Genomic DNA, 25,432 nt, shown 5'->3' with positions numbered 1-25,432 from the left:
TTGGGATTAAAAGTCCCCTGCTCTGCCAACTGAGCTAACGGCCCTCTTATCCAATAGCGCAACTGTATATGCTAGCGGTGCTTCGGTGCCGCGTCAAGGAAAAAGTTCGCGATTCCTCGGCACGGGAACTTGCGGCTGCTCGACTCGTCCTACGCGTTTTCGCGGAAGATGACTTCGCCGGTGTTGGGGTCCATCGATTCGAGAATTGCGAGCGACTCCAGGTGGTAGCCCTGCTCGCGCAGCTTGTCGCCCCCGTGTTGGAAGCCCTTTTCAACTGCGATGCCGATGCCCTCGACCGTGGCGCCCGACTCCTCCACCAGCTCGATAAGGCCGTTCAAAGCGCAACCGTTGGCCAGGAAATCGTCGATGATGAGCACGTGGTCTTCAGGGCTTAGGAACTTCTTCGAAACGATGACGTCGAAGATGCGGCCGTGAGTGAACGACTGGATCTTGGTGGAGTACATCTCGCCGTCGAGGTTGATGGACTGGGCCTTCTTCGCGAACACGACGGGCGCGTTGCCGAAATGGCGCGCGACCAGACATGCGATGCCAATGCCCGACGCCTCGATTGTGAGGATCTTGTTCACGGGCGCATCCGCGAACAGTCGGGCGAACTCCGCGCCCATCTCGTCGATCAGGTTGACATCGATCTGGTGGTTGAGGAAGCTATCGACCTTCAGCACGCCTTCCGACTTGACGACGCCATCACGCTTGATGCGTTCTTCCAAAAGCTTCATTCCGTGCCCTTTCGTGCGCTTCCAAACCAATGAATCATATGCAAATCAGTGTAGCAGAATTAGAACACGATACCCGCAGCAGAGACAATCGCTCCTGCCACAATGCCGACGACGAGGAGTATCGCCACGATGATGAGGTTTTGCTTCGGACGACGGTTCGCGCGGAAAAGGACGAGCAGGCCGACGCCCGCCGAGACGAGCAGGCCCGCGAACATGGCCCCCGCGCCGAGCACGCCTTCCACATATAGGTCGGCGATAACAACGCTCGCCGCGCAGTTCGGGATGAGGCCCACGATGGCCGCCACAACGACCGAAAGCGCGCTGTTCGAGCCGAGAATCTGCGCCAGTGCATCCTCGCCCACCGTTTCGAGCACCACGTTCAAAAGCAGCGTGACGATGAAAATGAAGACTGTGACCTGGGCAGTGTGTTTGAGCGCGCTCTTCACGATGGAAGCGCCCGCATGGTCGTGATGGTGTTCCTCGTCCTTTTCAGCCTCGTAAGCAAGCTCGGGATTCTCCTCGCAGGCGTGACACTCGCCGTTGCAGTGGCAGTGATCGCGCTGGCAGAGCTCGTGGATGCGCAGGTGCTCTTCGGGACGATGGAGCAAGCGGAGCACGCCGTCGAGCGCAAGGCCCGCGATGACGCCCACAACCACCTTCGCACCCAGGATAGCGCCCATGGTGGAAAGGGGCACCTGAGCCGCGAGGAAGATGGGGATCATCTCGTCGGAGGTGGACAGGAGCACGGCGATGAGCGTGCCGACCGTGATGACGCGCCCCGCGTAGAGCGTCGACGCCGCGGCAGAAAAGCCGCATTGGGGCACAACACCAAGCACCGCACCAATGACGGGGCCCGCCTTCCCCGCGCGCTTGATGGCGTTTTGCGCCTTGTCGCCCGCCTTGTGTTCGAGCCATTCCATCGCCAGGTAGGTGACGAACAGAAACGGGATAAGGTAGAGTGTGTCTTCTATTGAGTGTTCGAGGACGTGCCCCGCGATATGCATGATTTCTTCCATAGCGAGGTATTCTAGCGCAGTGACTTTCGCGCGGGCAGCAACGTGCGCGCAGTTTCGCCAAGTGACAAGAAAAACAGAAGGAGCAAACACGGCCATGATCGGAACCGTCGTCAACACCGCTGCAATCGTCATAGGGAGCGCCATCGGAAGCCTTGCGAAACGCGGACTTGGCGAGAAATACCAGAACATCCTATTCTGCGCGATGGGTCTTGCGGCGACGGGCCTTGGCCTTCATTCCGTGGTCGAGGGCATGAGCGGAAGCGTCTATCCCGTGCTGTTCATCGCGAGCCTGGCCATCGGAGGCGTCGTGGGCACAGCGATCGACATCGAGGGACGCTTCGACCGCCTGACCGAGCGCCTGTCGAAATCGAACGTGGACGAAAGCGGCAAAGCCAACCTCTCACGTGGTCTTTCGACTGGCATCGTGCTCTTCTGCTTCGGCACGCTTTCCATCTTGGGGCCGATCAACAGCGCGCTTTACGGCGACGAGACCTTCCTGCTTACCAACGCGACACTCGACTTCGTGACCTCGATGGTCTTAGCGTCGTCATTCGGCGTCGGCATGGCGCTCGCGGGCGTGGTGCTCTTTTGCTGGCAGGGTTCGATCTTCCTTTTGGCGCAGTGGCTCGAGCCGCTTATGACCGCGAACCTGATGTGCGAGATCACCATCGTCGGCGGATTTCTGATTCTCGCATCGGGCCTGTCCATCTTGAAAATCAAAGAGATTTCGGTCATGAATCTCCTGCCCGCGCTTTTGGTGCCACCCGTTTGGTTTGCCATCCTGCCGCTTTTGCCCATTGGGTGAGTTATCTTTGACATCGAGCATAAGTCGCTCGTGCCTCGCGGGAGGTGTCTTAAGCGCCTCATTCCCCTTTGCCGGACGCGATTTCCCCAATTGTTTTTTCCAGCTTACGCTTGTAAACAGAATCGGCGGCATAAAGCACTGAGCAGGGGTTATGCACCGTCATAAAATCCTTTGCAACCAAGGTCACTGCGGGCGCATTTGAATACTTGCAGAAAAGCGCATCGTGTCCTACGCAAATTCCCATCAGGATATTCAGATCCGTCTTGGCATCGTTGAGCAACAGAGCCTGCATGATTGGATTGCAGATAACACTATCTTCTGCCAATGAAGGCGCGCCAATGTTCAGGTCGGCTTTCATGTTGCTTTCCAACTTGCAGCCAACTACTTGCACTTCAAACCCAGCCTTCCTGAGAAGCTCTGTCAGGATACGCGTTTCCCTCAACATGGCCGTGCAGGTTGCTATGCCAACAAGAGACGCCCCCATGCAGGACGCAAACTTGATCGCGTCCTGAACACGTGTCGAATTAACCGTTTCAGCGCTGACTATCGCGGCGGATTCCATTATGAGATGGTTCTCGGGTTCGTTGTAGAGACGCAGCGCCTCGTCATGCATTTCTTTGGTAATTGATGTTTGAACGCAGAAATCAGGCGCCGTCTTGTCCAGGTGTTCGCAAGCTACAACCCGGCAACTCTCGCAAGCAATATCGCTCATCATCCTCAACGCCTTTCAACTCTTAGAGCGTGATGAGGCTCCGTCCAGTGTCGCAATACAGCACAAAATAACACCCGGCAAAAGGAAAGACAATTCTTGACAAGCGCTCCGACCAGGGCACAAGGTTGAGGACACGTAGGAAGAGAGAGGCTTTACCACTTTCGCCTCGAAGACAGCGAGGGCCCGCCTGGCGAGTTCAGATGGCGCGAAAGGTTGAGGACGCGTACTTCGGTACGCGAGGGATTGACGCACTTTCGCCCCAAAGACAGCGAGAAGGCCCCTGGCGGATGCGGGGCGTGCGAAAGGATTTCGACGCGTACTTCGGTACGCGAGAAATCCTTGGAGCACGCATCCGCGCCGCCAGGGGCCTTCGCAGCGTCGAGCTATTTCGCTGGCTGTAAGCCAGCGAAATTCCTTACATCATGCCCATGCCGCCGCCCTGGCCTGCTGCGGCGAGAGCGGAGAGGTCGGGGCCGTCCTTGGGGATCTCGTTGATCGTGGCCTCGGTGATGAGGATGAGACCGGCGACGGAGGCTGCGGACTGCAGCGCCGTGCGGGTAACCTTGACCGGATCGTTCACGCCCATCTCGATCATGTTGCCATACTCGCCGGTTGCGCAGTTCAGGCCTTCGCCGGTGGGCAGGCCCTTGATCTTCTCGACCACAACGGAGCCTTCGAAGCCAGCGTTCTGGGCAATCGCGCGAATCGGGGCCTCGAGGGCCTTGCGGATGATGTCGATGCCGACGAGCTCATCCTTATCGGTAGTCTCGATCTTGTCGAGCTCGGAGACAACGTCGAGCAGAGCGACGCCGCCACCAGGAACGATACCCTCTTCGACAGCTGCGCGCGTAGCCTGCAGCGCGTCCTCGATGCGAGACTTCTTCTCCTTGAGCTCGGACTCGGTTGCAGCACCGACCTTGAGCACGGCCACGCCACCGGAAAGCTTGGCGAGGCGCTCCTGGAGCTTCTCGCGGTCGAAGTCGGACTCGGTGCGGTCGAGCTCGGCCTTGATCTGGGCGATGCGGTCCTCGATGTCCTTCTTCTCGCCCGCGCCGTCGACGATGAGCGAGTTCTCCTTGGTGACCTTGACGGTCTTGGCGGTGCCGAGCATGTCGATGGTGACGTCGGCGAGCGTCATGCCGAGATCCTTCGAGACGACAGTCGCGCCGGTGACGGCGGCCATGTCCTCGAGGATGCGCTTGCGGCGATCGCCGAAGCCGGGGGCCTTGATGGCAACGCAGTTGAAGGTGCCGCGCAGCTTGTTGAGCAGGATGGTGGCAAGCGCTTCGCCTTCGACATCCTCAGCGACGAGGAACAGCGGACGGCCAGTCTTGATAATCGACTCGAGCAGCGAGACCATGTCCTGGATGTTGGTGACCTTCTGGTCGGTGAGCAGGATGAACGGATCCTTCAGGTTCGCTTCCATCTTCTCGGCGTCGGTCGCCATGTACGGAGAGATGTAGCCGCGATCGTACTGCATGCCCTCGACGATGTTCACGTCCATGCCGAACGTCTGGGAATCCTCGACGGAGATGGCGCCGTCCTTGCCGACAGCTTCCATGGCCTCAGCGATCTTCTCGCCGATCTCGGGGTCGCCCGCGGAGATAGTACCTACGTTGGCAATCTGCTCCTTGGTGTCGATGGTCTGGGCGTTTGCCTTGATGGCCTCGACGACGGCGTTGGTCGCCTTCTGGATGCCGCGGCGGATGCCGAGCGCGTCAGCGCCAGCGGTGACGTTGCGCAGGCCCTCGTTGACGATGACGTCGGCGAGCAGGGTTGCGGTCGTGGTGCCGTCGCCCGCGTCGTCGTTGGTCTTCACGGCAGCCTCGCGGATGAGCTGGGCGCCCATGTTCTCAACGGGATCTTCCAGCTCGACTTCCTTCGCGACGGTGACGCCGTCGTTGGTGACGACCGGCGCGCCGTAGGACTTCTCGAGGGCGACGTAGCGGCCCTTGGGGCCAAGCGTGACCTTCACGGCATCGGCGAGCTTGGAAACGCCGGCCGCGAGAGCGGAGCGGGCGTCAGATTCGAACTTGATATCCTTAGCCATTTTTGGCTTCCTTTCCTAGAAAGAACTCAACAACGTAAAGGACGGGCTTTCACGGTAGATTCCGAAAGCGAAATCGTTGTATGTGCGCGCCGTATGGCCTTGTGACCAGGCGTGAAGGCGACGAGCGCTTTCGGAGCCGCCGCGGAAAGCCGCCGGAGAAGCTATTCGAAGACCGCGTAGATGTCCTCGGAGCGAAGAATCATAACCTCTTCGCCGTTGACCTTGACTTCAGTTCCACCGTACTTGCCATAAAGCACGCGGTCGCCTTCCTTCACGGGCACGGGAACGAGGTTGCCGTCCTTGTCGAGCTTGCCCTCGCCCACCTTGAGGACGACGCCCGTCTGGGGCTTTTCCTTCGCGTCGTGCGCGAGGATGAGGCCACCTGCGGTGGTTTCCTCTGCTTCGTCCTGCTTCACGATGACGCGATCGCCGAGCGGCTTAAGGTTCATCATTGCTTGCCTTCCTCTCATCAACCTTGAATCGATGGTTGTTAATACCGAGCTTTCGAGTGCTAGCACTCTTCGAACGTGAGTGCTAACAACATTGGGTTACTATAGCATTTGGGAAGGCGAATGCAAGCATTTTGCAGAAAACTTGAGCGATAGGGACTTAGGTTTTATCGAATCGCCACACTGCGTTCATAATTCACTTCGCACGCGGGGAGACGAGCCCGCTCTCATAGGCGCATACCACGAGCTGCGCCCGATCGTGCGCATCGAGCTTTCCCATGATGCGGGCGACGTGCGTTTTCACCGTTGCAGGAGAAATTATTAATTCGCCTGCGATTTCCTCATTGGTAAGCCCCCGCGCGGCGAGCATGAGAATCTCTCGCTCGCGGTCGGTGAGCGACCGTATGGCCTCCCGCGCATGCGAGCCTTGCGGCATGCCCGCGCGCGGGCGCGACGCCACGAACGTCTCCACCAGACGGCGCATGACCGAGGGCTGGATGAGGGCATCGCCGCGTGCGACGACGTGGATGGCCTCGACGATGTCGTCGGGCTCGGCGTCTTTCAGCAAAAAGCCGCTCGCCCCCGCAGCGAGCGCGTCGTAGACGTACTCGTCGATGTCGAACGTGGTGAGTACGAGGACGTGCGTGCCCATGAGCAGCGGGTTCGACGTGATGTCGCGCGTGGCTTCGATGCCGTTTCGCACCGGCATGCGAATGTCCATGAGCACCACGTCGGGGCGGATCTTCTGAGCGAGGTAGACCGCCTCTTCGCCGTTGCGCGCCTCGCCCACGACCGAAAGTCCGTCGTAGGAGTTGAGAATCATGCGGAATCCGCTTCTCACGAGGTCCTGATCATCGACGACGAGGATGCGCAGCGCTTCCTTGGATGAGGCCTGGTCACTTGCGGCACGGGCGCTGCTGGCATCGCGCGCACCGAAATCGGAAACCGCAGGAAAGCCCGCCGTATTCCGTCTATCTTCGTTCATAGGATTCCCCTTCCCCGCGCGAGGTACCGAAGCCCGAGAGTGCGTCGCCGACGGGGATGGACGCGCGAACGCGAAAGCCGCCGCTGGGAAGCGGACCCGCATCGAGAGTGCCGCCGAGCAGCTTCGCGCGCTCCTTCATGCCGTCGATGCCGTGACCGCCTGTCGAAGGCACTCCGTCCGCGGCGCCCATCGAGCCGTCGCCGTCATCTCGCACGGTAAGCATCGCCTTCGCGCCGTCGCTTTCGAGGACGATCGACGCATTTTTCGCATGGGCATGACGGACAATATTAGTCGTTGCCTCGCGGGCAATGCCGAACAGCGCGATATCGATGAACGCCGGCGTCGCTTCCCGGTCGTAGCCCGACACGTCGAGCGTTGCGGCAACCCCTGCTTCTCGAAGGTAGTCCGCCAAATCCACAAGGCGCGCCGTGCCCTCGGTCGGCGTGGTCTCGGCGGATGAATCCCCCGTCCTGAGCACGCCGATCATCGCGCGGATTTCCTCGAGCGCCTCTTTCGCGGTCTTGCGAGCGAGCGACACCGCTTCCTTCGCGGCAGCGGGATCGCGCTCGATCAGGCGCTCGGCCGCCGCAGTTTGAATGCTGACCGCCGAAAGCGAGTGGGCCGTGATGTCGTGGACCTCGCGGGCGATGCGAACGCGTTCCTCCTCGACGCGGCGGGCAGCCACTTCCTCGCGCGTGCGCTCAGCCTCCTCGGCTCGCTGCTCGGTGGCCCGCACGGAATCGCGATGGGCGCACACGGCCAACCCACCGAGCGCCGAGGCGGCCATGAGCACGAGGTTTTGCACGTACGCCCAGAACCACAGCGCAGCCGAGGTTCCGCCGTACGTCGCCGCGGCGAGCCCTAAGGCACTCGCGACGCAGGCGATGGCCATCTCGACGCGCGAGCATTCCACGACGATAGTGAACAGAGCGACCATCGGCCCGAAGACGGCGAGCGTGGAGCCATGGAAGGTGTTTTGCAGCCCGACGAACACCACGAGAGTGAACACGAAGACGAGCCAAGGGGATTTCCTGCGCGCCACGAGGGGAAACGTCGTGAGCGCAAGCGCGATGAAGGACGAGATTGCGGGAACGACCGCCTCGATACCGAGCATGCGGCGCAAGGTCTCGTCAGGAAGGATGAGGCTTGCGGAGACCATGAGCTGCACGGCTCCGAAGGCGAAGGCGACCACCGCCACCGCGACGTCGATCGCCCAATCGCGCGGGGTCATTTCCTTATTATGTATGAGTACGCTGTCCATGCCCCCATTATGCGCAAACCCCGCACGGCGCGCCATACGCCATACGGGGTATCCGAGCAAAACCAGAGTTGGAATAACGGTGCGAAATGAGCAACCCCCCGAGTTGGTGGTCAACTGAGAGAGTTATGCACTGTCATTTGTGAGAATAGTTCAATTCGGTTTTCTCTGACCTGGTGTTTTGTTTTTCGAGGACGCCCCAATCCATCATGAAGAGGAGAATCAGGCGAAAAAACGTTGCACAACTCGTCCAAGTGACCACGAACTAGCCTCCCCCGCTCCCGAACGACCCCCTCGGAGAGCCGCACCGCGATGGCGTCGGCGCACTTGGTAAGCGGGGTGAACTCGCTAGGCGTTAGCGGCAGCAGCCTCTTTCGCCTTCGCAGCCTTCTCGGCAGCCTCCTCGGCGCGCACCTTGGCGATCTCATCGAGCGCTTCCTGCGGGGTGTACTTGCAGTGACCGTCGCCCATCTTGGTGACGACGATGGCATCGCCCACTGACACCGTGCCGCCGGTAACGACCTCGAAGAAGATGCCCTCGCGCGGGAAGATGCAGTCGCCCGCCAGGTAATAGATGGCGCACTTCTTGTGGCACACCTTACCGATCTGGGAAAGCTCGAGCACAACCTCGTCGCCGATCTTCACCTGGGTGCCGAGTGGCAGCGCGAGCAGGTCCATCCCCTCGGTGGTGATGTTCTCGGCGAAGTCGCCCTCCTTCACGTCAAGGCCCATCGCGCGCGCCTTCTCGATGGACTCCCACGCGAGCAGCGACACCTGGCGATGCCAATCGCCGGCGTGGGCGTCGCCCGTCACACCATGGTGCGGATCGATGTGGATTTGCCCGCTCTCAACAGGCTTTTTACGCGTGCCCTTGCGCTCGGAGACGTTGACGGAGCGAACGTGGCCGGTGTTTTCCATGATGGCTTCTCCCCTCAGTGCGAAAAAGGCCGCCAGTCCGTGCGAGCGAGCTCGCGGCGAGGACTTGCGGCCTTTACGTAACTTCTAGTAACTGAGTAGGAATAATAGAACGCTTCGCTATTGAACGCAAGAAGGAATAATCGTTTTTTCCATCGTTGCACGATTTTCGTTGTGTTTCGCGCCTTTTTGTCACGTTTCATCTCAACACAGGCTGGGAGGTCGCGGACATCTCTGCAGGAGCGCAAGGGCTCGCACGGACGCGGGCACAGACGGGCATGCCTGGACGCTCGCTGGAAGGGACGCCCCCTTAGCGCAGCTTCGCGCGGCGTTGCTTCCAATCGGGCATGAAGGTGTCCATGAGCTGGTGGAACCTGGGACCGTGACCCCGCTCGAGCAGATGGCACAGCTCGTGAACCACCACGTATTCCAAGCATTCCGGTGGATAGAGCGCGAGGCGCACGTTGATGCAGATGCGGCCCGTCGAAGGTTGGCAGCTCCCCCATCGGCTCGTCATGTTGCGATACGCGAGCTTGCCCGCGCGCACCCCCATGATCGGCTCCCACGCCGCGATGAGCGCGGGCACACATGCGGAAACGACCTCGCGCCATGCGGCGACCTCCTCGGGCTTCGCCTGCGACGCGCGGGCCATGGGGGTATCCGCCGCCTGGGCAAGATGCGACTCGATCCATGCCGCCTTGCGCCGAACGAAGTCGCGCACCTCGTCTTCGCTCACCCATGACGGCGCCGACACGTCCACATGCGCCCCATCGCGGGAAATGCGCAGGTTGAGGTTTTTCACGTGCTTGCGGGAAAGGCGCACCTCGATGCCGTCGACGAGAAGCGTGCGCGCATCTGCGACGGAGCGAGCGCCCGCACGGGTTCGCCCAGCGGCGCCAGCTCGCCTGCCACCTTGGGAACCGCAGCCTGCCCGTTTCGGTGCACGCTTGTCGGCGGAAGAGGACGCGCCCGCAGATCCAGGTGCGATGCGGCGCGTGCGCACGGGCCCCGATTGGTTGGAATACGGCACGGCGCAACCTTTAGGCGTCGAGCGCTATCTCGTAGGCGGCGTTCCGGGGAAGCCCGAACTCGGCGGCGATCGCCTTGGCGATTTCTTTGTTGCGCGCGCCTTCGGCCTTGAGCTCGGCGGCGCGGGCGCGGGCGGCCTCGGCGGCGTCAAGCTGCGCTGCATCCTCCTCGGCGGCGCTCGGCTCGTCGATCACGATGGCGATCTCGCCTTTGATGGAGCCTTCCTCCGCACGACGGGCGAACTCGTCGCGCAGGCTCGGCAGGGTATCGCGCACCACTTCCTCATGCAACTTGGTAAGCTCGCGGCACACCGCCGCCTCGCGCAGGGGAAACGCCTGGGCCATCGACTCGAGCGCCGACGCCACGCGATTGGGGCTCTCGTAGAAGATGAGCGCCGCGTCGAGAGAGCGCAGCGCATCGAGCGTCGCCTTGCGCTCGGCGTCCTTGCGCGGGAAGAAGCCGCCGAAGTAGAAGCGGGGGCACGTGCAGCCGCTTGCTACGTAGGCTGTGGCGCAGGCGGATGCGCCAGGGAGCACCTCGACGGGCGCGCCAGCCTCGCGAGCTGCGCGAACGAGCCGAAGCCCCGGGTCAGACACGCCCGGCATGCCAGCGTCGCTGCAGTACGCGATCACCTCGCCGGCAAGCACGCGCTCGGCAACCTGCGCCGCGCGGTCGCCGATGAGCGCCTCGTCTAAACGTTCGAGCCGCTTCTCGATACCGAAGGCGGCGAGCAGCTTCCCCGTGACGCGCGTGTCTTCCGCGCACACGACGTCCGCTTCCCCAAGCGCCGAAATCGTGCGCTCGGTCATGTCGCCTAAGTTGCCGATGGGCGTCGGGCAGATGATGAGTTTTCCAAGTGTGTTAGCCATGCGCGCTAGTATAGCGCGAGCGGAGCCGCAGCGCGCAAGAGGAAGCGCGCCCACCACGAGAAAAGGGCGTCCGCCGCGACGCGAATCGCTGCGAGCGCCCTTCGCTGGAGCCTCGATGGAATGCGAAGCCGAGAGTCGTTACTTCTTGATAGCCTTGAAGGCCTCGGTCTGGGCTTTGATGCCGCGCTCGGCGGCCAGGCGCTCGATCGAGGTGGCGCCGAAGAAGCCGTCGATACCGGGCACGTGCTCGATGACGTACGCCGCGTCCTTCGGCTCGGAAATCGGGCCGCCGTGGCAGATGACGAGCGCGTCGGGGTTGATGTCCTTCACGACCTTCACGATGCCGGTGATGATCTCCACGCAGTCGTCGAGCGTGCGCGCGGTCTCGGCACCGATGGTGCCGCCGGTGGTGAGGCCCATGTGCGCGACGATGATGTCGGCGCCGGCCTTGGTCATCGCCGCCGCCTGCTCCTCGTCGAAGACGTACGGGCAGGTGAGCATGTCGAGCTTGTGAGCCTCGGCGATCATGTCGACCTCAAGGCCGTAGCCCATGCCGGTCTCCTCGAGGTTCTTGCGGAACACGCCGTCGATGAGGCCCACGGTCGGGAAGTTCTGCACGCCGTTGAAGCCCTGGTCCTTCAGCTCGGCCAGGTACTTCTTCATGACGCGGAACGGGTCGGTGCCGCAGACGCCGGCGAGAACCGGGGTGTCCTTCACGACGGGCAGCACCTCGGCGCCCATCTCGACGACAATCTGATTCGCGTCGCCGTAGGAAAGCAGGCCCGCGAGCGAGCCGCGACCGGCCATGCGGAAACGGCCGGAGTTGTAGATGACGAAGATGTCGGCTCCGCCGGCCTCAGCCGACTTCGCCGTGATGCCCGTGCCGGCGCCGACGCCGAGCAGGATGTTGCCCTCGGCGAGGGACTTACGGAAACGATCGAGGATTTCCGCGCGGGACAGTTCAAGCATGGTGTTCTCCTTCTTTTCGAGTACTACCCTTTTCTTGCCGAACATATGCGTTCACGGCGCGCCCGCGAGTTAGAACGGACGGCGCCGATGAAGCCTAGGGAAGGCGCCGCCCGCCCGCAGCGAGCCCGATGAGGATGGGGCGGCTGCGATCTGACGCGGCGCGGCGCTAGGGGGAAGGAGGAAACGCGTCGGCCCTGCCTTCCCGGTCGTGTTATTTCTCCATGAGGTCGATGAGCTTCTGGGCTGCGGCGATCGCGAACTCGTCGTCGTTTACGTGCGCGTCCATCTCGATGACCTCGGCCTTCGCGGGATCGATCTCATCCTTGAGCGTCTTGAAGAGCGCCGCGTCCTCTTCGGGACCGTAGAACGGCTGGCCCTCGGCGTCGATCATCGACACGCCCTTGAGCGGCAGCATGACCGCGCACGGGCCGATCGACATGTTCACCTTGGAGGCGATGGCGTGGCCGATCTTCTCGTTCTCCTCCACCGTGGTGCGCATGAGCGTGACCGTGGGGTTGTGCTTGTACAGGTTTCGGGACTGGTACTGCTCGGGAACGGTTTCCCACGGCCCGAAGTTCACCATGTCGTCGGCACCGACCGACACGACGGCCGGCACGCCGTTCAAGGCAGCCGCGCTGCAGCGATCGGGGCCTGCGGTGAGCACGCCGCCTGCAACCTCGTCGCACCACTCGGTGGTGGTCAGGTCGAGCACACCCTTGATGAACCCGCCGTTGACCAGCGCCTCCATGCATTTTCCGCCCGTGCCCGTCGCGTGGAAGACGAGCACCTCGAAGCCCTTCGACTCCAGATAGGCCTGCGCCTTCTGCACGGCGGGGGTGGTCACGCCGAACATGGTCGCGGCGACGAGCGGCTTGTTGTCCTCGTGCTTGGGGGCGACGTGCTCGAGCATGCCCGCCATAGCGGCGACGGCGTTGTTGAAAATGGTCGCCGAGAAGGAGTTAATGCCCGCCACGTCGACGATCGAGGGGAACATGGCGATGTCCGACGCGCCGATGTAGGGGGACGTGTCGCCGGACGCCATGGTGGACACCATGACCTTGGGCACGCCGATGGGGAGCTTGCGCATGCCGGCGGTCGCGATGGTGGTGCCGCCCGAGCCGCCCATGGAAAACACGCCGTCGAAGCGGCCGTTCGCGTACAGCGTGGGCAGAAGCTTCTCGACGCCGCGCGTCATGGTCTCGGTGGCGAAAGCGCGGTCCTTCTTCTCCACGATGGTCGACATCTCGATGTCGACCGCCGCCGCGACTTCCGTGTTGGGAACGTCGGGCATGGTTTGCGGGTCGAAGACGCCGCAGTGGATGGTGAGGGTGTTGACGCCCAGCTCCTCGAAGCGGGCTTTCACATAGGCGAATTCCTCGCCTTTCGTGTCGAACGTGCCGATGATAGCGACTGTTTTCACACAGGCCTCCTGACGTAGGGTTTCGACTCGCTGCCCAGTTTAGTTCGCCCGCTATAATTTCGAGGCTGCGTTCGCAACTCGCCACAGCATCACGACAATTCCGCAGAGGGCGTTTGTTATGCGACGGGTGGCATAAATAGCTTCTATGCTATGCTGACGGGAACCCGACAACCGAGACCCATCCCAAGATTCTCAAGGAGCCACGATGAGCAGCGCACTCCCTCTCGCATGGGCGCATGACCTGAGCCTTGTCGAGGGTTACAACGATCCCGACAGGGGAAAGCTCCTCTGCCCGGGCGAGAATGTCGAGCGCCAGCGCGCGGCCACCGTCCTCGCGCGCGCCTTCACCATGGGAGTCCTGAAGTAGTGCGGTGCCGTATAATGCACGTAAACGATTTTGCCTGAGGGAGGTGCGACATGCTCTATCAGCTGATGAACAAGAACACCGTTGTTGCGACGTACGAAGAAGAGAAAAGGATCGATGACTTCCGCTATACAGAGGTCGAACGCATTGACCCTTATCTCCCCTACGGGTTCATCGACATCAACGACTGGATCGACGGGCGAGCCATCGCCAAGCACCGAACGTCGATCGAGAAGCTCATGCGCGAACTCGGCCTTACCACCCGCCATAACTTCATCGGCATGATACGCTGCCTGTCGCTGACCGACACCTTCTGGATGAAGCGCGAAGACGAAGCTTTGACCTGGGATGACGTATCGCTCTATCGCAATCCCTTCGATGACGTCATCGCGCGCATCGCCTTCGACGGCACCGGCATGTACGGGCGGCAGAACTCCCCCACCTCCCCGGAGTTCGCGACGTCAGGTTCGTTTGCGAAATGCTGGATTCGCGAAAACGGGCAGATCTCACTTTTGAAGCGCGGTTCCACCGGTTATGCGAACGCGGGGTTCGAACCGTATTCCGAGAAGCTCGCATCCGACCTGCTCGACGCTGCAAAAATCGACCACGTTCCCTATTCGCTGCTTCGATTCCACAAAAAGCTCGCCTGCAAATGCCCCCTGTTCACATCGGAACGCGAGGGATTCGTCTCGGCCCACAGGTTCTTCGAGGGCCCCTTCGACGTTAAAGACATGCTCGCCTTCGCCGCCGAACACGGCGCTGAAGAGGCCTTCCGCGAAATGGTCGTGATGGATGCGGTTATGGCGAACGTCGATCGGCACGCGGGGAATTACGGCTTTTTGGTCAACAACGCGACAGGCGAGATCCTTCGCATGGCGCCGCTGTTCGACCACAACATGGCATGCCTGCCCATGATGATGGAGATGGACGACTTCGACGAGTACATCCGCCTCATCGGGCCGAAAATCGGCACCGACTTCATCGCCATCGGACGCGCCCTCATGACGCCCAACATCCGCGCGAAGCTTGTCGACTTGAAGGACTTCGAATACGAGGACCCGGGCTTCGATTACCCCAAATGGAAGCTCGATGCCGTGAACAAGTTGAAAAACGTCCAGATCGAAGCACTGCTGGCGTAAGGGTCGAAGGCTCCCCCATGTCGGGGTCGAAGGCCCCCTGAAAGCAGGAAAGGCGCCCCGCATTGCGCGGGACGCCTTTCCATTTTCATTGCAACTACCTGGCAAAACGTGATTCGAGAGCCGCGCAGCGCTCCTCTATCACGCGCCCCATCAGCTCGCACTCCGAATTCTTGCACCCGTTTCGCTTGGCAAACGCGCGCCAATGGCGAACCGATGCAAGCGTTTCCCCCACAATTTGTGCCTTTGCCTCAGCTGACAGTCCGCAGATCTCGCCAAGCGAATCCAAGCCCTCGACCTCGTTTTTTCCCGCTTCCCCAAAGATGGAAGTGGCACGAACCCGCGCGGCAGCGGGGTTGATGTTGACGTCGAAAACAGGAGCTAACACCCATCCGCCCTCCTTGCGAATGAGGCCCAGGTTTCGAAGATGGTCGTCGGTGTTATGCAATGCCACGGAAAGAACGACCCTTCGAAAGAGTTCCGCTAACTCGCAACTTGGGCTTGACGTCCAAACCGTCAAGGCGTCGGCAACGGTCGCATAATCACAATGTTCGCCATCATGCGCACCGATCAGAGTCATCGCGCTCAAATAGGGAATCCTCTCACCCTTCTCAAGGGAACCTGATCGATCGAAGCGCTCAAGGAGCAGCACCGAATCGCTTCCGATTCTCACAAGCTTCGAGGAAGGAACCGCCATACCCGCGTCGCCCGCAATGTCAAGCGCCGTTTTCTCCCACGCCATCACATCCCACTCATCTCCTGGATGGGAGAATTTCGCAAGGAGAAGTTTCCCTTCGTCGACAACGGAAGCCTTCGGACGAGCACCGCCCAAAGAGCCAGAGCCAGCATCAAGAAGCTCTTTTATCTGCCCGCTTCTTTCGTTACCTCGAGCTATTTCGTTCGAGGCAAATAGGAGCCGCTTGAGCTCGATAATCGGAGGAACCTCGTTGCTCTCAGACAACCGGTCGTCAGAATCAGGAACGGAATAACGAAGGGACCCTTGACGAGTGGAATCGAAAACGCCCAGCAGATAATCAACTTCGTCAATCGCACGAAGCGTCGCACCCGCCGCCTGGGCCTCGGCAATCGCCCTTCTGTCAATCAGGTGCCTTCCCCAGCGATCAGGAGAGGAGTCGCGCATCGCGCCAGGCATTCCCTCGCAGTGATAAAAAGTGGAACGCAGCGGCAAAGCGGGGTCGATTGCATAAGCGTCTGCTCTCTTGAGGTAGGCATCGCTATAGGCAAAAGAGCAGCTTATCCTTCCACGACGCAAACTGAACCGACACGTTCCGACGTGAACTTCGGCAGATTCCCCAGCAAGACTCGTAAAGACATCGACAATAGGAACCATCAGGATCTCCTTATCCGTTGCGGGAGTGCCTGATCAGCGCGGATGCGACCATAGTCAGTCTCGTAAGGGTCCGTTGCCTCCACTACAGCATCGAGAGAAGACAACGCACGACACACGTTGAGAAACGTTTCGAAGCTCACTTTCGGGTCCCCGTTTTCGAGGCGGGAAATGGTGGCGCGCGACACCGCCGCTTTGTCCGCAAGTTGCTGAGACGTCAGATTATACAATTTGCGCCATGTTGCAAGGTTTTCCCCGATCTGCTTTGCAGCAAGTTTCACCGTTGGCGACGAAGGGCGCTTCATAGTAGTCCTTATTGTATGTGTTACGTTACATTATCTATGTTAGTGTAGCACATTTATAACATTAATAAAGGCGCCCCGCATTGTACGGGACGCCTTTTCTGCAAGGTGATTCAATGACGAAATCGAGGTTAGAGCCCCAGGTCGACCGCCACTTCAGCCGCGCACTTGAGCGCGTCGGCCATCGAGCTCACCACGAGCGAGCTGCCGTTGCGCGCATCGCCCGCGACATACACTGCGGCACGACCCGCCGCAGCAGCGCCTTCGGCGAGCTCAGCGCGATGCGTCGCCGCAGCCGCGCCGGTCGCGCCGCCTTCCATCACGGGAAGGGGACGGCCCGTCGTCGCCACGGGAACACCGAGCGCATCGAAAACACCGCGCTCGGGACCCGCGAAACCGCAAGCGACAAGCACCAGCTGCGCGTCGATTTCCCGCTCAGAGCCCTCGACCGCAGAAGGCTTGCCCGCCGACCAATCGAGCGAGTGAACCTGAAGCCCGCGCACGTGCCCGTCGCTATCCAGGAGCACACGCTGCGTGTCAGCGCACCATTCACGCAGATCATCGCCCTGAAGCGCAATAGCCTCCTCCTGACCGTAGTCGGTCTTTTTCACGTTGGGCCACTCGGGCCACGCATTGGAGGCCGCACGCACCTCGGGCGCGCAGGGGCCGTATTCCAGCTGGCGCACCGTGCGCGCACCTTGGCGCACCGCCGTGCCCATGCAGTCGTTGCCCGTATCGCCGCCGCCGATAACGACGACGTCTTTGCCCTCGGCGCTGATAGCAGGCTCGCGGCCCTCGAGCAGCGCGCGCGTCTGCTCGGTGAGATAATCGACCGCGTAGACCACGTCACCCGAGGCGAGACCTTCATCGAAGCCTTCGGCGCGAACACCGCGTGCCGCACACGCGCCCGCCGCCACGACGACCGCATCGAATTCCTCGGCAAGCCCTGCAGCCACCGCGGAATCGGCTGCGTCGGTGTTCAGCCGGAACTCGATGCCCAGCTCAGCCATGAGCTCGGTGCGGCGCGTGACCACCGACTTCTCGAGCTTCATGTTGGGGATGCCGTACATGAGAAGGCCGCCTGCACGGTCGTGGCGCTCGACCACCGTGACGCGGGCACCGCGGCGCGCGAGATCCCAAGCGGCGACCAAACCTGCAGGTCCCGAACCAATCACAGCGACCTTCGGGGCATCCGCGGCAGCAGGCGCGAACCTGCGCGGCCCGCCGTGTTCCCATTGCCAATCGGAGATGGCGCGCTCGTTGTCGTGAATTGTCACAGGCTCGTCGTTGCGGCCTAAGTTGCACGCCGCCTCGCACAGCGCCGGGCACACGCGGCTCGTGAACTCGGGCATGGGACTCGTGAGCGACAGACGCGCCGCCGCCTCGTCCCACTGGCCGCGCCACGCGAGGTCGTTCCACTCGGGAATCAGGTTGTGAAGCGGGCACCCCGAGGGGCGCGCCTTCCCAAACGAGGCCCCGAACTGACAAAACGCAACGCCACATGCCATGCAGCGACTCGCCTGCACCCTCTGCTCGCCCTCGGGAAGGTTCACACCCAACTCGTTGAAATCCTGCGTGCGTTCCGCAACGGGACGCAGGTCATGAGCATGACGACCATGCTCCAAAAACGCTCCTGGCTTGCCCATCGCTTACTTCCCTTCCGTCATGGCGTCGAACGCAATCTGCAACGCCTCTTCATGCGACTTCCCCGATGCCTCGGCAGCCTCGACCGCGTTGATCACGCGCTCGTAATCGCGGGGAATCACCTTCACGAACAGCTTCTTCAATGTGTTGAACTGGTAGAGCAGCTTGATGCCGCGCGGCGACTGCGTGCGCTCGGCGTGCTCCTCGATCAGGCTGCGGATGAGCTCGATCTCGTCCTCGGAGGGCTCGCACAGGCGCACCATGTCGAGGTTGCAGTTGTCCGCGAGCGTGCCGAACTTGTCGTACACGTACGCCACGCCGCCCGACATGCCCGCCGCGAAGTTCGGCCCGACCTCGCCCAAGATGAGCGCGATGCCGCCGGTCATGTACTCGCAGCCGTGGTTGCCCACGCCCTCGACGACCACCGTCGCACCCGAGTTGCGCACGGCGAAGCGCTGGCCGGAAAGGCCGTTCACGAAGCCCTTTCCGCTGGTCGCACCATAGAACGCCACGTTGCCCACGACCACGTTCTCGTCGAACTTGTAGGTCGCCGCCTCAGGCGGGCGCACCGTCAGGACGCCGCCCGAAAGCCCCTTGCCGAAGTAGTCGTTCGCATCGCCCTCGATGTTGAGCGTAATGCCGCGCGGCAGGAAGGCGCCGAAGCTCTGGCCGCCCGAGCCGTCGCAGTCCACCGTGATCGAGCCCTCGGGAAGCCCCTCGGGATGCTGGCGCGTCACCTGGCTGCCGAGCATCGTGCCCACGCAGCGGTTCACGTTGGCGATGTCGGCGCGGAAGCGGATGGGGCGCAGATGCTCGCGCGCCTCGGCCGTGTAGGGAATGAACAGCGTCGCGTCGAGCGCGCGGTCAAGCTGGCAGTCGGGCGCCATCGAGGGGAGGAAGTGCTTGCCCTCGGCACCGGGGATGGCCTGGCCGAACTCGTTGGTCACCGTGGCGAGCATGTCGGAGAGGTCCATCTCGTTCGCCTTCCAGTTGCCCGGCACCTCAACCTGGCGCAGGTACTCGGGATGGCCGACCATCTCGTCGACCGTGCGGAAGCCGAGCTGCGCCATGATCTCGCGCATCTCCTCGGCGACGAACATCATGAAGTTCACGACGTACTCGGGCTTGCCGGCAAAGCAGCTGCGCAGCTTGCAGTTCTGCGTCGCGACGCCCACGGGGCAGGTGTCCTGCTGGCAGTCGCGCTGCATCATGCAGCCCATGGCGACGAGCGGCATGGTGGCGAAGCCGAACTCCTCGGCGCCGAGCAGCGCGGCCATGACCACGTCGCGCCCGCACATGAGCTTGCCGTCGGTTTCCACGACTACGCGGCTGCGCAGGCCGTTGCGCAAAAGCGTCTGCTGCGTTTCGGCGAGGCCGATCTCGAACGGAATGCCCGCATGGTAAATCGAATCGCGCGGTGCCGCGCCCGTGCCGCCGTTGTGGCCGGAGATGGTGATCTTGTCGGCGCCGCCTTTGGCAACGCCCGTGGCGATAGTGCCCACACCCGCAAGCGCGCACAGCTTCACCGACACGCGCGCGCCGGGATTGGCGTTCTTCAGGTCGAAGATGAGCTCGGCCAAGTCCTCGATCGAGTAAATGTCATGGTGCGGCGGCGGGGAAATGAGCCCCACACCTGGGGTGGAGCGGCGCACCTCGGCGATCCAGGGGTACACCTTCTTGCCGGGCAGATGCCCGCCTTCGCCCGGCTTCGCGCCCTGCGCCATCTTGATCTGGATCTCAATGGCGGAAGAGAGGTAGCGGCTCGTCACGCCGAAGCGGCCCGACGCCACCTGCTTGATGGCGCTGCACTTGCTGTCGCCGTTGGGAAGCGGCGTCTCGCGAGCGGGATCTTCGCCGCCTTCACCCGTGTTCGACTTGCCGCCGAGGCGGTTCATCGCGATGGCAAGGCATTCATGCGCTTCCTTGGAAATGGAGCCGTAGCTCATGGCGCCCGTGTTGAAGCGCTTGACGATCTCGCTTGCAGGCTCGACCTCGTCGATCGGCACCGGGGCGCCCTGCGGCGCGAAGTCGAGCAGGTCACGCAGCGTGACCGCGCGGCCGGGGACATGGCACGCGGCGCTGTATTCCTTGAACATACCGTAGTCGCCCTCGCGCACCGCACGCTGGAGCAGGTAGATCGTCTGGGGATTGATCAGGTGCTCCTCGCCGTCAATCGGGCGCCACGAGGTCACGCCGAGCGAGGGAAGCTGGTCGGGCGCCGGAGTCTTGTCGAGCGCGATCGCCTTGTCGTAGCGCTCGTTCAGCTCGCGCTGCACGCCTTCCACACCAAGTCCGCCGATGCGCGTGGAGGTATGGGTGAAGCACTCGTCGACGAACGCGTCATCGAGGCCCAGGATCTCGAAGATCTGCGCGGAATGGTAACCCTGCATCGTGGAGATGCCCATCTTCGACATGATGGACGTGATGCCCGCGGTGACCGCCTTGTCGTAGTTCGCGACAGCGGTGTCGCCGTCCACGTCGAACTCGCCGCGCTCGCACAGATCGCGGATGCACTCGTGCGCCATATATGGGTAGATGCCCGAAGCGGAATAGCCCACCAAGCAGGCGAAATCGTGCGCGCGCATCGCGTCGCCGGTCTCGACAAGCAGGTCGGCATCAGTGCGCAGACCCACGTTGATCAGGTGGTTGTGCACTGCGGCGAGCGAAAGAAGGCTCGGGATGGGGACTTCCCCCTCGCCCGCGCGGTCGGACAGCACGATCAGGTTCGCGCCGCCGCGCACGGCAGCTTCCACGTTCTCGCGCAATGCGGCGAGCGCCCCTTCGAGCGCGCCCTCCTCAGCGCTGCGCGGATAAGTGCAGCTGAAGCGCGCCGTCTTGAACCCGACGCGGTCGATCGAGCACAGGCGATTGAACTCGTCGTGCGTGAGCATCGGACTCTCGAGGCGCACGAGGCGGCAGGTGTCGCGGCAGTCTTCCAAAAGGTTGCCGTGGTTGCCGACATAGAGCACCGTCGAGGTGACGAAGCTTTCGCGCAATGCATCGATCGGCGGGTTCGTCACCTGGGCGAACAGCTGGTTGAAGTAGTCGAAGAAGCTGCGCGTCTTCTTGGAGAGGCACGCAAGCGGCGCATCGGTTCCCATGGACGCGAGCGGAATCGAGCCCTTGTTCGCCATGGGGCGGATGAGCTCTTGGATGTCGTCGAAGTGGTAGCCCAGCTTGGCCATGCGGCGCGTGAAGGGCACGCCTGCGTCCTCCTCCGCGGCAGGGTCGGCAGGCTCGGACAGGGGCAAGTCGTCGACCGAGAGCATTTCCTCGCCGAGCCAATCGCGGTAGGGCTTCTCGTTTGCGTAGCGGTTGCGAATCTCGTCGTTCCAGATGACGCGTCCCTGGTCAGGATCGACCTCGAGCATCTCGCCCGGGCCGAGGCACCCCGCCTGCAGGATGTCCTCGGGATCGACGTCGATCGTGCCGACCTCGGAAGACAGGATGAGCCAGTCCTTGCGCGTGACGTAGTAGCGAGCCGGGCGCAAGCCGTTGCGATCGAGCGCGGCACCCAGCATGCGGCCGTCGGTGAACGCGATGGCGGCAGGCCCGTCCCAAGGCTCCATGAGCATGGACTGGTAAGCGTCGTAGGCGCGGCGCTTCTCGTCGATGCGATCGTTGTTGTCCCACGGCTCGGGAATCATCATGGTGACGGCGCGGTCGAGCGGACGGCCGTTCATCGTCAGGAACTCGAGCACGTTGTCCAAGATGGCGGAGTCGGAACCCTCGCGGTTGATGATCGGCAGGATCTTCTTCAGGTCCTCGCCGAGCACCGGGCTGTAGAGCTTCGGCTCGCGAGCGCGCGTCCAGGAGATGTTGCCGCGCAGCGTGTTGATCTCGCCGTTGTGGATGATGTAGCGGTTCGGATGCGCGCGCTCCCACGACGGCGTCGTGTTCGTGGAGTAGCGCGAATGCACGAGCGCGAGGGAGGTCTCGACCGCCGCGTCGTTCAGGTCGGTGAAGAAGCGGCGCATCTGGGTCGCCACGAGCATGCCCTTGTAGACGATGGTGCGGCTCGACATCGAGCACACGTAGAAGATCTTGTTCGCGAGCGCCGGGTTCGCGTCAGCCGCGCGCTCGATGGTGCGGCGGCACACATAGAGCTTGCGCTCGAAATCCTGGCCTGCGGAAACGTCTTCCGGGCGACGCAAAAAGGCCTGCAGGATGGTCGGCATGCACGCCTGCGCGGTGCTGCCCAGGTCATGCGGGTCGACCGGCACCTCGCGCCAGAACATCAAGGGCACGCCGCACTTCGCGCAACCTTCCTCGAAGACGCGCTTCGCGTCGCGCACGCCAACTTCGTCATCGTGCGGGAAGAAGAGCATGGCAACGCCGTAGTCGCCTTCCCCTGGCAAAAGCTGGCCTTCCTTCTGCGCTTCCTTGCGGAAGAAGCGGTGCGGAATTTGGAAGAGCACGCCCGCGCCGTCGCCGGTGTTGCGCTCGAGGCCCGTGCCTCCGCGGTGTTCCAGATTGACCAGCACCGACAGCGCATCGTCCAGCATGGCATGGCTGCGCTCGCCCTTCAGGTGCGCCAATGCGCCGATGCCGCACGCGTCGTGCTCGTATGATTCGCGGTAAAGACCCGCCGCGGGCTGCTTCTCCTCGCAAGCTGCGCATGCCCCTTGCCCAGCTTCATACCGAGGCGCCCCCGCCTGTTCGCTCAGTTGATAGTTCATATGCGATCCTTCGTCCATAGGGCTGCCGTTTTACCAAAATGGCAGTCTATGACGTAGTGTATCGACTCTCAACCGCATTGTTTCAAGCTGCAACATGGTTATGACAACCTGGAAACAGACTTGAAACAAAGCAACCGCGATGCGGCGGCGGGCGGCAAAAAGCATAGGGGGAAGCAAGATTTCCCGATTTCGCTGCACTTTTTGCTAGCGGGCGTCTCGTGTACGCGAAACGCCCGCCCAACTCACGGCAGCACTCGAGTCCCGCTTACGCGAGCTCGGTTTCCACCTCGAGCTTGCCCGCGTCCTGCGCCTTGCCATGCGATCCGTCGGCGTTCACGAAGGTGTCGCGTGCCACGCGGGCCTCGGATTCCTTCTCCGCCAGATTCGCCTTCGCAACCGAGATCATCAGCTTGATGCGGTTGAGCTGGTTCACCTCCGACGCGCCCGGATCGTAGTCGACGGCAACGATGTTGCTTTCAGGGTAGCGGCGGCGCAGTTCCTTGATCACGGCCTTGCCGACCACATGGTTCGGCAGGCACGCGAACGGCTGGGTGCACACCACGTTCGGCGCGCCGGTCTTGATGAGCTCCACCATCTCGGCGGTGAGCAGCCACCCCTCGCCCATCGAGTTGCACAGCGAGAGGATCTCGCTCGCATATTCGGCCAGCTCGTAGATGTTCGCCGGCGGGTTGAAGCGCGACGAGTCGGCGAGCGCCTTGTTCACCGGCGCGCGGAACTTCTTGATGGCGGAAAGCGCCACCTTCGACCCGAGCGCACCCTTCGAGCTGCGCCCGAGCGGATCTTTCTGGAAAATGCCACCCGCAACGCCGAACAGGAAGAACTCGATGAGCCCCGGCACCACGGCCTCGCACCCTTCCCGCTCGATCACGTCAACGATCTGGTTGTTCGCCGTGGGATGAAACTTCACGAGGATTTCGCCCACCACGCCGACGCGCGGTTTGGTTCCCTCGCCCTGGAGCGGCAGCGTATCGAAGTCCTCGACGATCTGACGGGTCGTGCGCTTGAAGCGGCCGTAGGACTCGCCGGTTTCCAGCTGGCCTTTGCACGTGGCCATCCAGTGGTCGAACAGGCGATTCGCGCTGCCGGGTTCCACCTCGTAGGGGCGCGTGCGATAGAGGCACTGCATGAGCACGTCGCCGTACTGCAGCGCGTACACGGCCTGGAGCAGCATCTTCGGCGTGATCTTGAAGCCGGGGTTGTGCTCGCCCAAATCCTTGAACGAGATGGCGATCACGGGAATGTGCGCGAGGCCCACAGCCTTCAGTGCCTTGCGGATAAGCGAGATGTAGTTGGTGGCGCGGCAACCGCCGCCCGTCTGCGTGATGAGCACGGCAAGCTTGTCGGTGTCATAGCGCCCCGACATGACGGCTTCCATAATCTGGCCGGTGACCAGGATGGACGGATAGCAGATGTCGTTGTTCACGTATTTAAGGCCCGCATCGACCGCGCCGTGGTCCACGCTCGGCAGAAGCTCGACGTTGTAGCCGAAGCGGCTGAAAATGGGCACGAGAAGCTCGAAATGGTACGGTGCCATCTGCGGAGCCAGGATGGTGTAGCCCTGCTCCTTCATCTCCTCGGTGAACGCCGCGCGCGGGAACTCCGTGTCGGCGCCCTCGCGCTGGCGCATGCGCTCCTGAGCCTCGGGCGCGGCCTTCTCGTTGAACGCGTCAGGGACGGCGTCGGGCGAGATCTCGATGTCACACGCGGGGCAGCTGGCGGGCTTCGCGGTGCGTTCGGCCTCTTCATCGGCCTGATCCTTCAGGGCAGCAAGAAGGCTGCGCACGCGGATGCGCGCGGCACCCAGGTTGGACACCTCGTCGATTTTGAGCACGGTGTACACCTTGCCCGCCGACTCGAGGATTTCCTGCACCTGGTCGGTGGTGAGCGCGTCCAAGCCGCAACCGAACGAGTTCAGCTGGATGAGGTCGAGGTCGCGACGCTCGGTCGTCACCTTCGCCGCAGCGTAGAGGCGCGTGTGATACATCCACTGATCGACCAGGCGAATCGGGCGCTCGAGCGTGCCCAAGTGCGCGATGGAGTCCTCAGTGAGCACCGCGAGCCCGAAGCTCGTGAGCAGCTCGGGGATGGCATGATTGATCTCGGGGTCGTTATGGTAGGGGCGGCCCGCCAGCACGATTCCGTGGGTGCCCGTCTCCTCCATCCACTTCAGGGTCTCGGTGCCCTTCACGCGCATGTCGCGCTTGAACGCCTCGTCTTCGGCCCAAGCGGCGTCGACCGCGGCGTCCACCTCCACCTGCGTCGGGGCGGCAACGCCTTCGCCCATGAGCTCAGGGTGCGCCTCGATAAGTTCAACCATCAGGCGTTTCTTCAGGTGTTCCTTCTTGTCATAGGGCAGCCACGGGTTCAGGAACTGCGTTGACGACTCACGCAGCTCATCGATGTTCAGGCGCAGCGCCTCGGCGTAGCTCGCCACGATCGGGCAGTTGAAATGGTTGCCCGCCGTGTCGTCCTCCTGGCGCTCCCACTTGCTGCAGGGAAACCAGATGAAGTCCGGGTGCTTGTCGAGCAGGTTCATGATGTGGCCGTGCGAGAGCTTCGCCGGGTAGCACACGCTCTCTGACGGCATGGATTCGATGCCCGCCTCGTAGGTCTTCTTCGTGGACGGGTCGGAAAGCACCACGCGCCATCCGAGCTTCGTGAAGAAGGTGAACCAGAACGGGTAGTTCTCGTACATGTTGAGCGCGCGGGGGATGCCCACCGTGC

At 62.3% G+C, this 25,432-nt stretch carries 20 protein-coding genes; 3 read left to right on the top strand and 17 right to left on the bottom strand.

Annotated elements, in window-relative coordinates; genetic code table 11:
- Positions 1–149 precede the first annotated feature (149 nt).
- Together Q0G18_RS04620 and Q0G18_RS04615 are read right to left on the bottom strand one after the other, a co-directional pair.
- Entirely contained in the window at positions 150–737 is a 588-nt protein-coding gene (locus tag Q0G18_RS04620) for a xanthine phosphoribosyltransferase (RefSeq protein WP_296060620.1), read from the bottom strand.
- Between the two features lie 59 nt (positions 738–796).
- A complete protein-coding gene (locus Q0G18_RS04615; RefSeq protein ID WP_297150005.1) occupies positions 797–1,753 on the bottom strand; it encodes a putative manganese transporter in 957 nt (318 codons plus the stop codon).
- A gap of 94 nt (positions 1,754–1,847) precedes the next feature.
- On the opposite strand from Q0G18_RS04615, the gene Q0G18_RS04610 reads away from it, so the two are divergent.
- The gene (locus Q0G18_RS04610) at positions 1,848–2,558 is read left to right on the top strand and encodes a DUF554 domain-containing protein (RefSeq protein ID WP_297150002.1); all 711 of its coding nucleotides are present in this window, start codon (positions 1,848–1,850) and stop codon (positions 2,556–2,558) included.
- Positions 2,559–2,616: 58 nt separating this feature from the next.
- Here Q0G18_RS04610 and Q0G18_RS04605 read toward each other — a convergent pair whose 3' ends face one another.
- The 10 genes from Q0G18_RS04605 to Q0G18_RS04560 form a co-directional block, all read right to left on the bottom strand.
- Positions 2,617–3,273: a DUF1847 domain-containing protein gene (locus tag Q0G18_RS04605; protein WP_297149999.1), complete on the bottom strand. Its 657-nt coding sequence runs from the start codon at positions 3,271–3,273 to the stop codon at positions 2,617–2,619.
- A gap of 412 nt (positions 3,274–3,685) precedes the next feature.
- On the bottom strand, positions 3,686–5,320 hold the full coding sequence (gene groL, locus Q0G18_RS04600; RefSeq protein ID WP_297149996.1) for a chaperonin GroEL: 1,635 nt from the start codon (positions 5,318–5,320) through the stop codon (positions 3,686–3,688).
- Positions 5,321–5,481: 161 nt separating this feature from the next.
- Positions 5,482–5,769, bottom strand: coding sequence for a co-chaperone GroES (locus Q0G18_RS04595; RefSeq protein ID WP_158048796.1), 288 nt, complete (start codon positions 5,767–5,769; stop codon positions 5,482–5,484).
- 196 nt (positions 5,770–5,965) lie between these two features.
- Positions 5,966–6,754 carry a response regulator transcription factor gene (locus Q0G18_RS04590; protein ID WP_297149993.1) on the bottom strand — a complete coding sequence of 263 codons (789 nt, stop codon included), beginning with the start codon at positions 6,752–6,754 and terminating at the stop codon, positions 5,966–5,968.
- The gene (locus Q0G18_RS04585) at positions 6,741–7,985 is read right to left on the bottom strand and encodes a sensor histidine kinase (protein WP_297149990.1); all 1,245 of its coding nucleotides are present in this window, start codon (positions 7,983–7,985) and stop codon (positions 6,741–6,743) included. Before Q0G18_RS04585 ends, Q0G18_RS04590 begins: the two co-directional genes overlap by 14 nt.
- A 375-nt stretch (positions 7,986–8,360) precedes the next feature.
- Complete coding sequence (locus Q0G18_RS04580; protein WP_296062898.1) at positions 8,361–8,930, bottom strand: MOSC domain-containing protein; 570 nt, start codon at positions 8,928–8,930, stop codon at positions 8,361–8,363.
- A gap of 307 nt (positions 8,931–9,237) precedes the next feature.
- Positions 9,238–9,957, bottom strand: coding sequence for a SprT family zinc-dependent metalloprotease (locus tag Q0G18_RS04575; RefSeq protein WP_297149986.1), 720 nt, complete (start codon positions 9,955–9,957; stop codon positions 9,238–9,240).
- Positions 9,958–9,967: 10 nt separating this feature from the next.
- The gene (rsmI, locus tag Q0G18_RS04570) at positions 9,968–10,825 is read right to left on the bottom strand and encodes a 16S rRNA (cytidine(1402)-2'-O)-methyltransferase (RefSeq protein ID WP_297149983.1); all 858 of its coding nucleotides are present in this window, start codon (positions 10,823–10,825) and stop codon (positions 9,968–9,970) included.
- 138 nt (positions 10,826–10,963) lie between these two features.
- A complete protein-coding gene (locus Q0G18_RS04565) occupies positions 10,964–11,794 on the bottom strand; it encodes a phosphoenolpyruvate hydrolase family protein (protein WP_158048630.1) in 831 nt (276 codons plus the stop codon).
- A 211-nt stretch (positions 11,795–12,005) separates the two neighbouring features.
- Positions 12,006–13,214, bottom strand: coding sequence for a Tm-1-like ATP-binding domain-containing protein (locus Q0G18_RS04560; RefSeq protein WP_297149977.1), 1,209 nt, complete (start codon positions 13,212–13,214; stop codon positions 12,006–12,008).
- Between the two features lie 205 nt (positions 13,215–13,419).
- Here Q0G18_RS04560 and Q0G18_RS04555 point away from each other — a divergent pair, with 205 nt between their 5' ends.
- Both Q0G18_RS04555 and Q0G18_RS04550 read left to right on the top strand, forming a co-directional pair.
- Positions 13,420–13,581, top strand: coding sequence for a hypothetical protein (locus Q0G18_RS04555; protein WP_297149975.1), 162 nt, complete (start codon positions 13,420–13,422; stop codon positions 13,579–13,581).
- A 50-nt stretch (positions 13,582–13,631) separates the two neighbouring features.
- Positions 13,632–14,717: a hypothetical protein gene (locus tag Q0G18_RS04550; RefSeq protein WP_297149973.1), complete on the top strand. Its 1,086-nt coding sequence runs from the start codon at positions 13,632–13,634 to the stop codon at positions 14,715–14,717.
- Positions 14,718–14,811: 94 nt separating this feature from the next.
- Here the strand turns inward: Q0G18_RS04550 and Q0G18_RS04545 are convergent, their stop codons facing one another.
- From Q0G18_RS04545 to Q0G18_RS04525, 5 genes are all read right to left on the bottom strand, one after another.
- A complete protein-coding gene (locus Q0G18_RS04545; protein WP_297149970.1) occupies positions 14,812–16,065 on the bottom strand; it encodes a type II toxin-antitoxin system HipA family toxin in 1,254 nt (417 codons plus the stop codon).
- Positions 16,065–16,367 carry a helix-turn-helix transcriptional regulator gene (locus Q0G18_RS04540; RefSeq protein ID WP_297149965.1) on the bottom strand — a complete coding sequence of 101 codons (303 nt, stop codon included), beginning with the start codon at positions 16,365–16,367 and terminating at the stop codon, positions 16,065–16,067. The genes Q0G18_RS04545 and Q0G18_RS04540 overlap by 1 nt, the downstream gene beginning before the upstream one ends.
- Positions 16,368–16,495: 128 nt before the next feature.
- Positions 16,496–18,010: a glutamate synthase subunit beta gene (locus Q0G18_RS04535; protein WP_297149962.1), complete on the bottom strand. Its 1,515-nt coding sequence runs from the start codon at positions 18,008–18,010 to the stop codon at positions 16,496–16,498.
- A 3-nt stretch (positions 18,011–18,013) separates the two neighbouring features.
- Positions 18,014–22,687 (bottom strand): glutamate synthase large subunit, encoded by a 4,674-nt coding sequence (gltB, locus tag Q0G18_RS04530; protein WP_297149959.1) that lies wholly within the window; start codon positions 22,685–22,687, stop codon positions 18,014–18,016.
- A 265-nt stretch (positions 22,688–22,952) separates the two neighbouring features.
- The coding region (locus tag Q0G18_RS04525; protein ID WP_297149956.1) for an acyl-CoA dehydratase activase-related protein at positions 22,953–25,432 on the bottom strand (2,480 nt) is incomplete at its 5' end.

The sequence above is a fragment of the uncultured Ellagibacter sp. genome (genome assembly GCF_934636505.1).
Taxonomy (GTDB): domain Bacteria; phylum Actinomycetota; class Coriobacteriia; order Coriobacteriales; family Eggerthellaceae; genus Ellagibacter.
The sequence above is the reverse complement of the archived record's forward strand: the minus strand, read 5'-3'. Positions and strand labels throughout refer to the sequence as shown.

Coding starts and splice junctions, on each gene's coding strand:
- Q0G18_RS04605 (WP_297149999.1), bottom strand. CDS start 3,273: ATGATGAGCGATATTGCTTGCGAGAGTTGCCGGGTTGTAGCTTGCGAA.
- groL (WP_297149996.1), bottom strand. CDS start 5,320: ATGGCTAAGGATATCAAGTTCGAATCTGACGCCCGCTCCGCTCTCGCG.
- Q0G18_RS04565 (WP_158048630.1), bottom strand. CDS start 11,794: ATGCTTGAACTGTCCCGCGCGGAAATCCTCGATCGTTTCCGTAAGTCC.
- Q0G18_RS04545 (WP_297149970.1), bottom strand. CDS start 16,065: ATGGTTCCTATTGTCGATGTCTTTACGAGTCTTGCTGGGGAATCTGCC.
- Q0G18_RS04595 (WP_158048796.1), bottom strand. CDS start 5,769: ATGAACCTTAAGCCGCTCGGCGATCGCGTCATCGTGAAGCAGGACGAA.
- gltB (WP_297149959.1), bottom strand. CDS start 22,687: ATGAACTATCAACTGAGCGAACAGGCGGGGGCGCCTCGGTATGAAGCT.
- Q0G18_RS04590 (WP_297149993.1), bottom strand. CDS start 6,754: ATGAACGAAGATAGACGGAATACGGCGGGCTTTCCTGCGGTTTCCGAT.
- Q0G18_RS04585 (WP_297149990.1), bottom strand. CDS start 7,985: ATGACCCCGCGCGATTGGGCGATCGACGTCGCGGTGGCGGTGGTCGCC.
- Q0G18_RS04540 (WP_297149965.1), bottom strand. CDS start 16,367: ATGAAGCGCCCTTCGTCGCCAACGGTGAAACTTGCTGCAAAGCAGATC.
- rsmI (WP_297149983.1), bottom strand. CDS start 10,825: ATGGCTAACACACTTGGAAAACTCATCATCTGCCCGACGCCCATCGGC.
- Q0G18_RS04620 (WP_296060620.1), bottom strand. CDS start 737: ATGAAGCTTTTGGAAGAACGCATCAAGCGTGATGGCGTCGTCAAGTCG.
- Q0G18_RS04580 (WP_296062898.1), bottom strand. CDS start 8,930: ATGGAAAACACCGGCCACGTTCGCTCCGTCAACGTCTCCGAGCGCAAG.
- Q0G18_RS04610 (WP_297150002.1), top strand. CDS start 1,848: ATGATCGGAACCGTCGTCAACACCGCTGCAATCGTCATAGGGAGCGCC.
- Q0G18_RS04535 (WP_297149962.1), bottom strand. CDS start 18,010: ATGGGCAAGCCAGGAGCGTTTTTGGAGCATGGTCGTCATGCTCATGAC.
- Q0G18_RS04555 (WP_297149975.1), top strand. CDS start 13,420: ATGAGCAGCGCACTCCCTCTCGCATGGGCGCATGACCTGAGCCTTGTC.
- Q0G18_RS04615 (WP_297150005.1), bottom strand. CDS start 1,753: ATGGAAGAAATCATGCATATCGCGGGGCACGTCCTCGAACACTCAATA.
- Q0G18_RS04550 (WP_297149973.1), top strand. CDS start 13,632: ATGCTCTATCAGCTGATGAACAAGAACACCGTTGTTGCGACGTACGAA.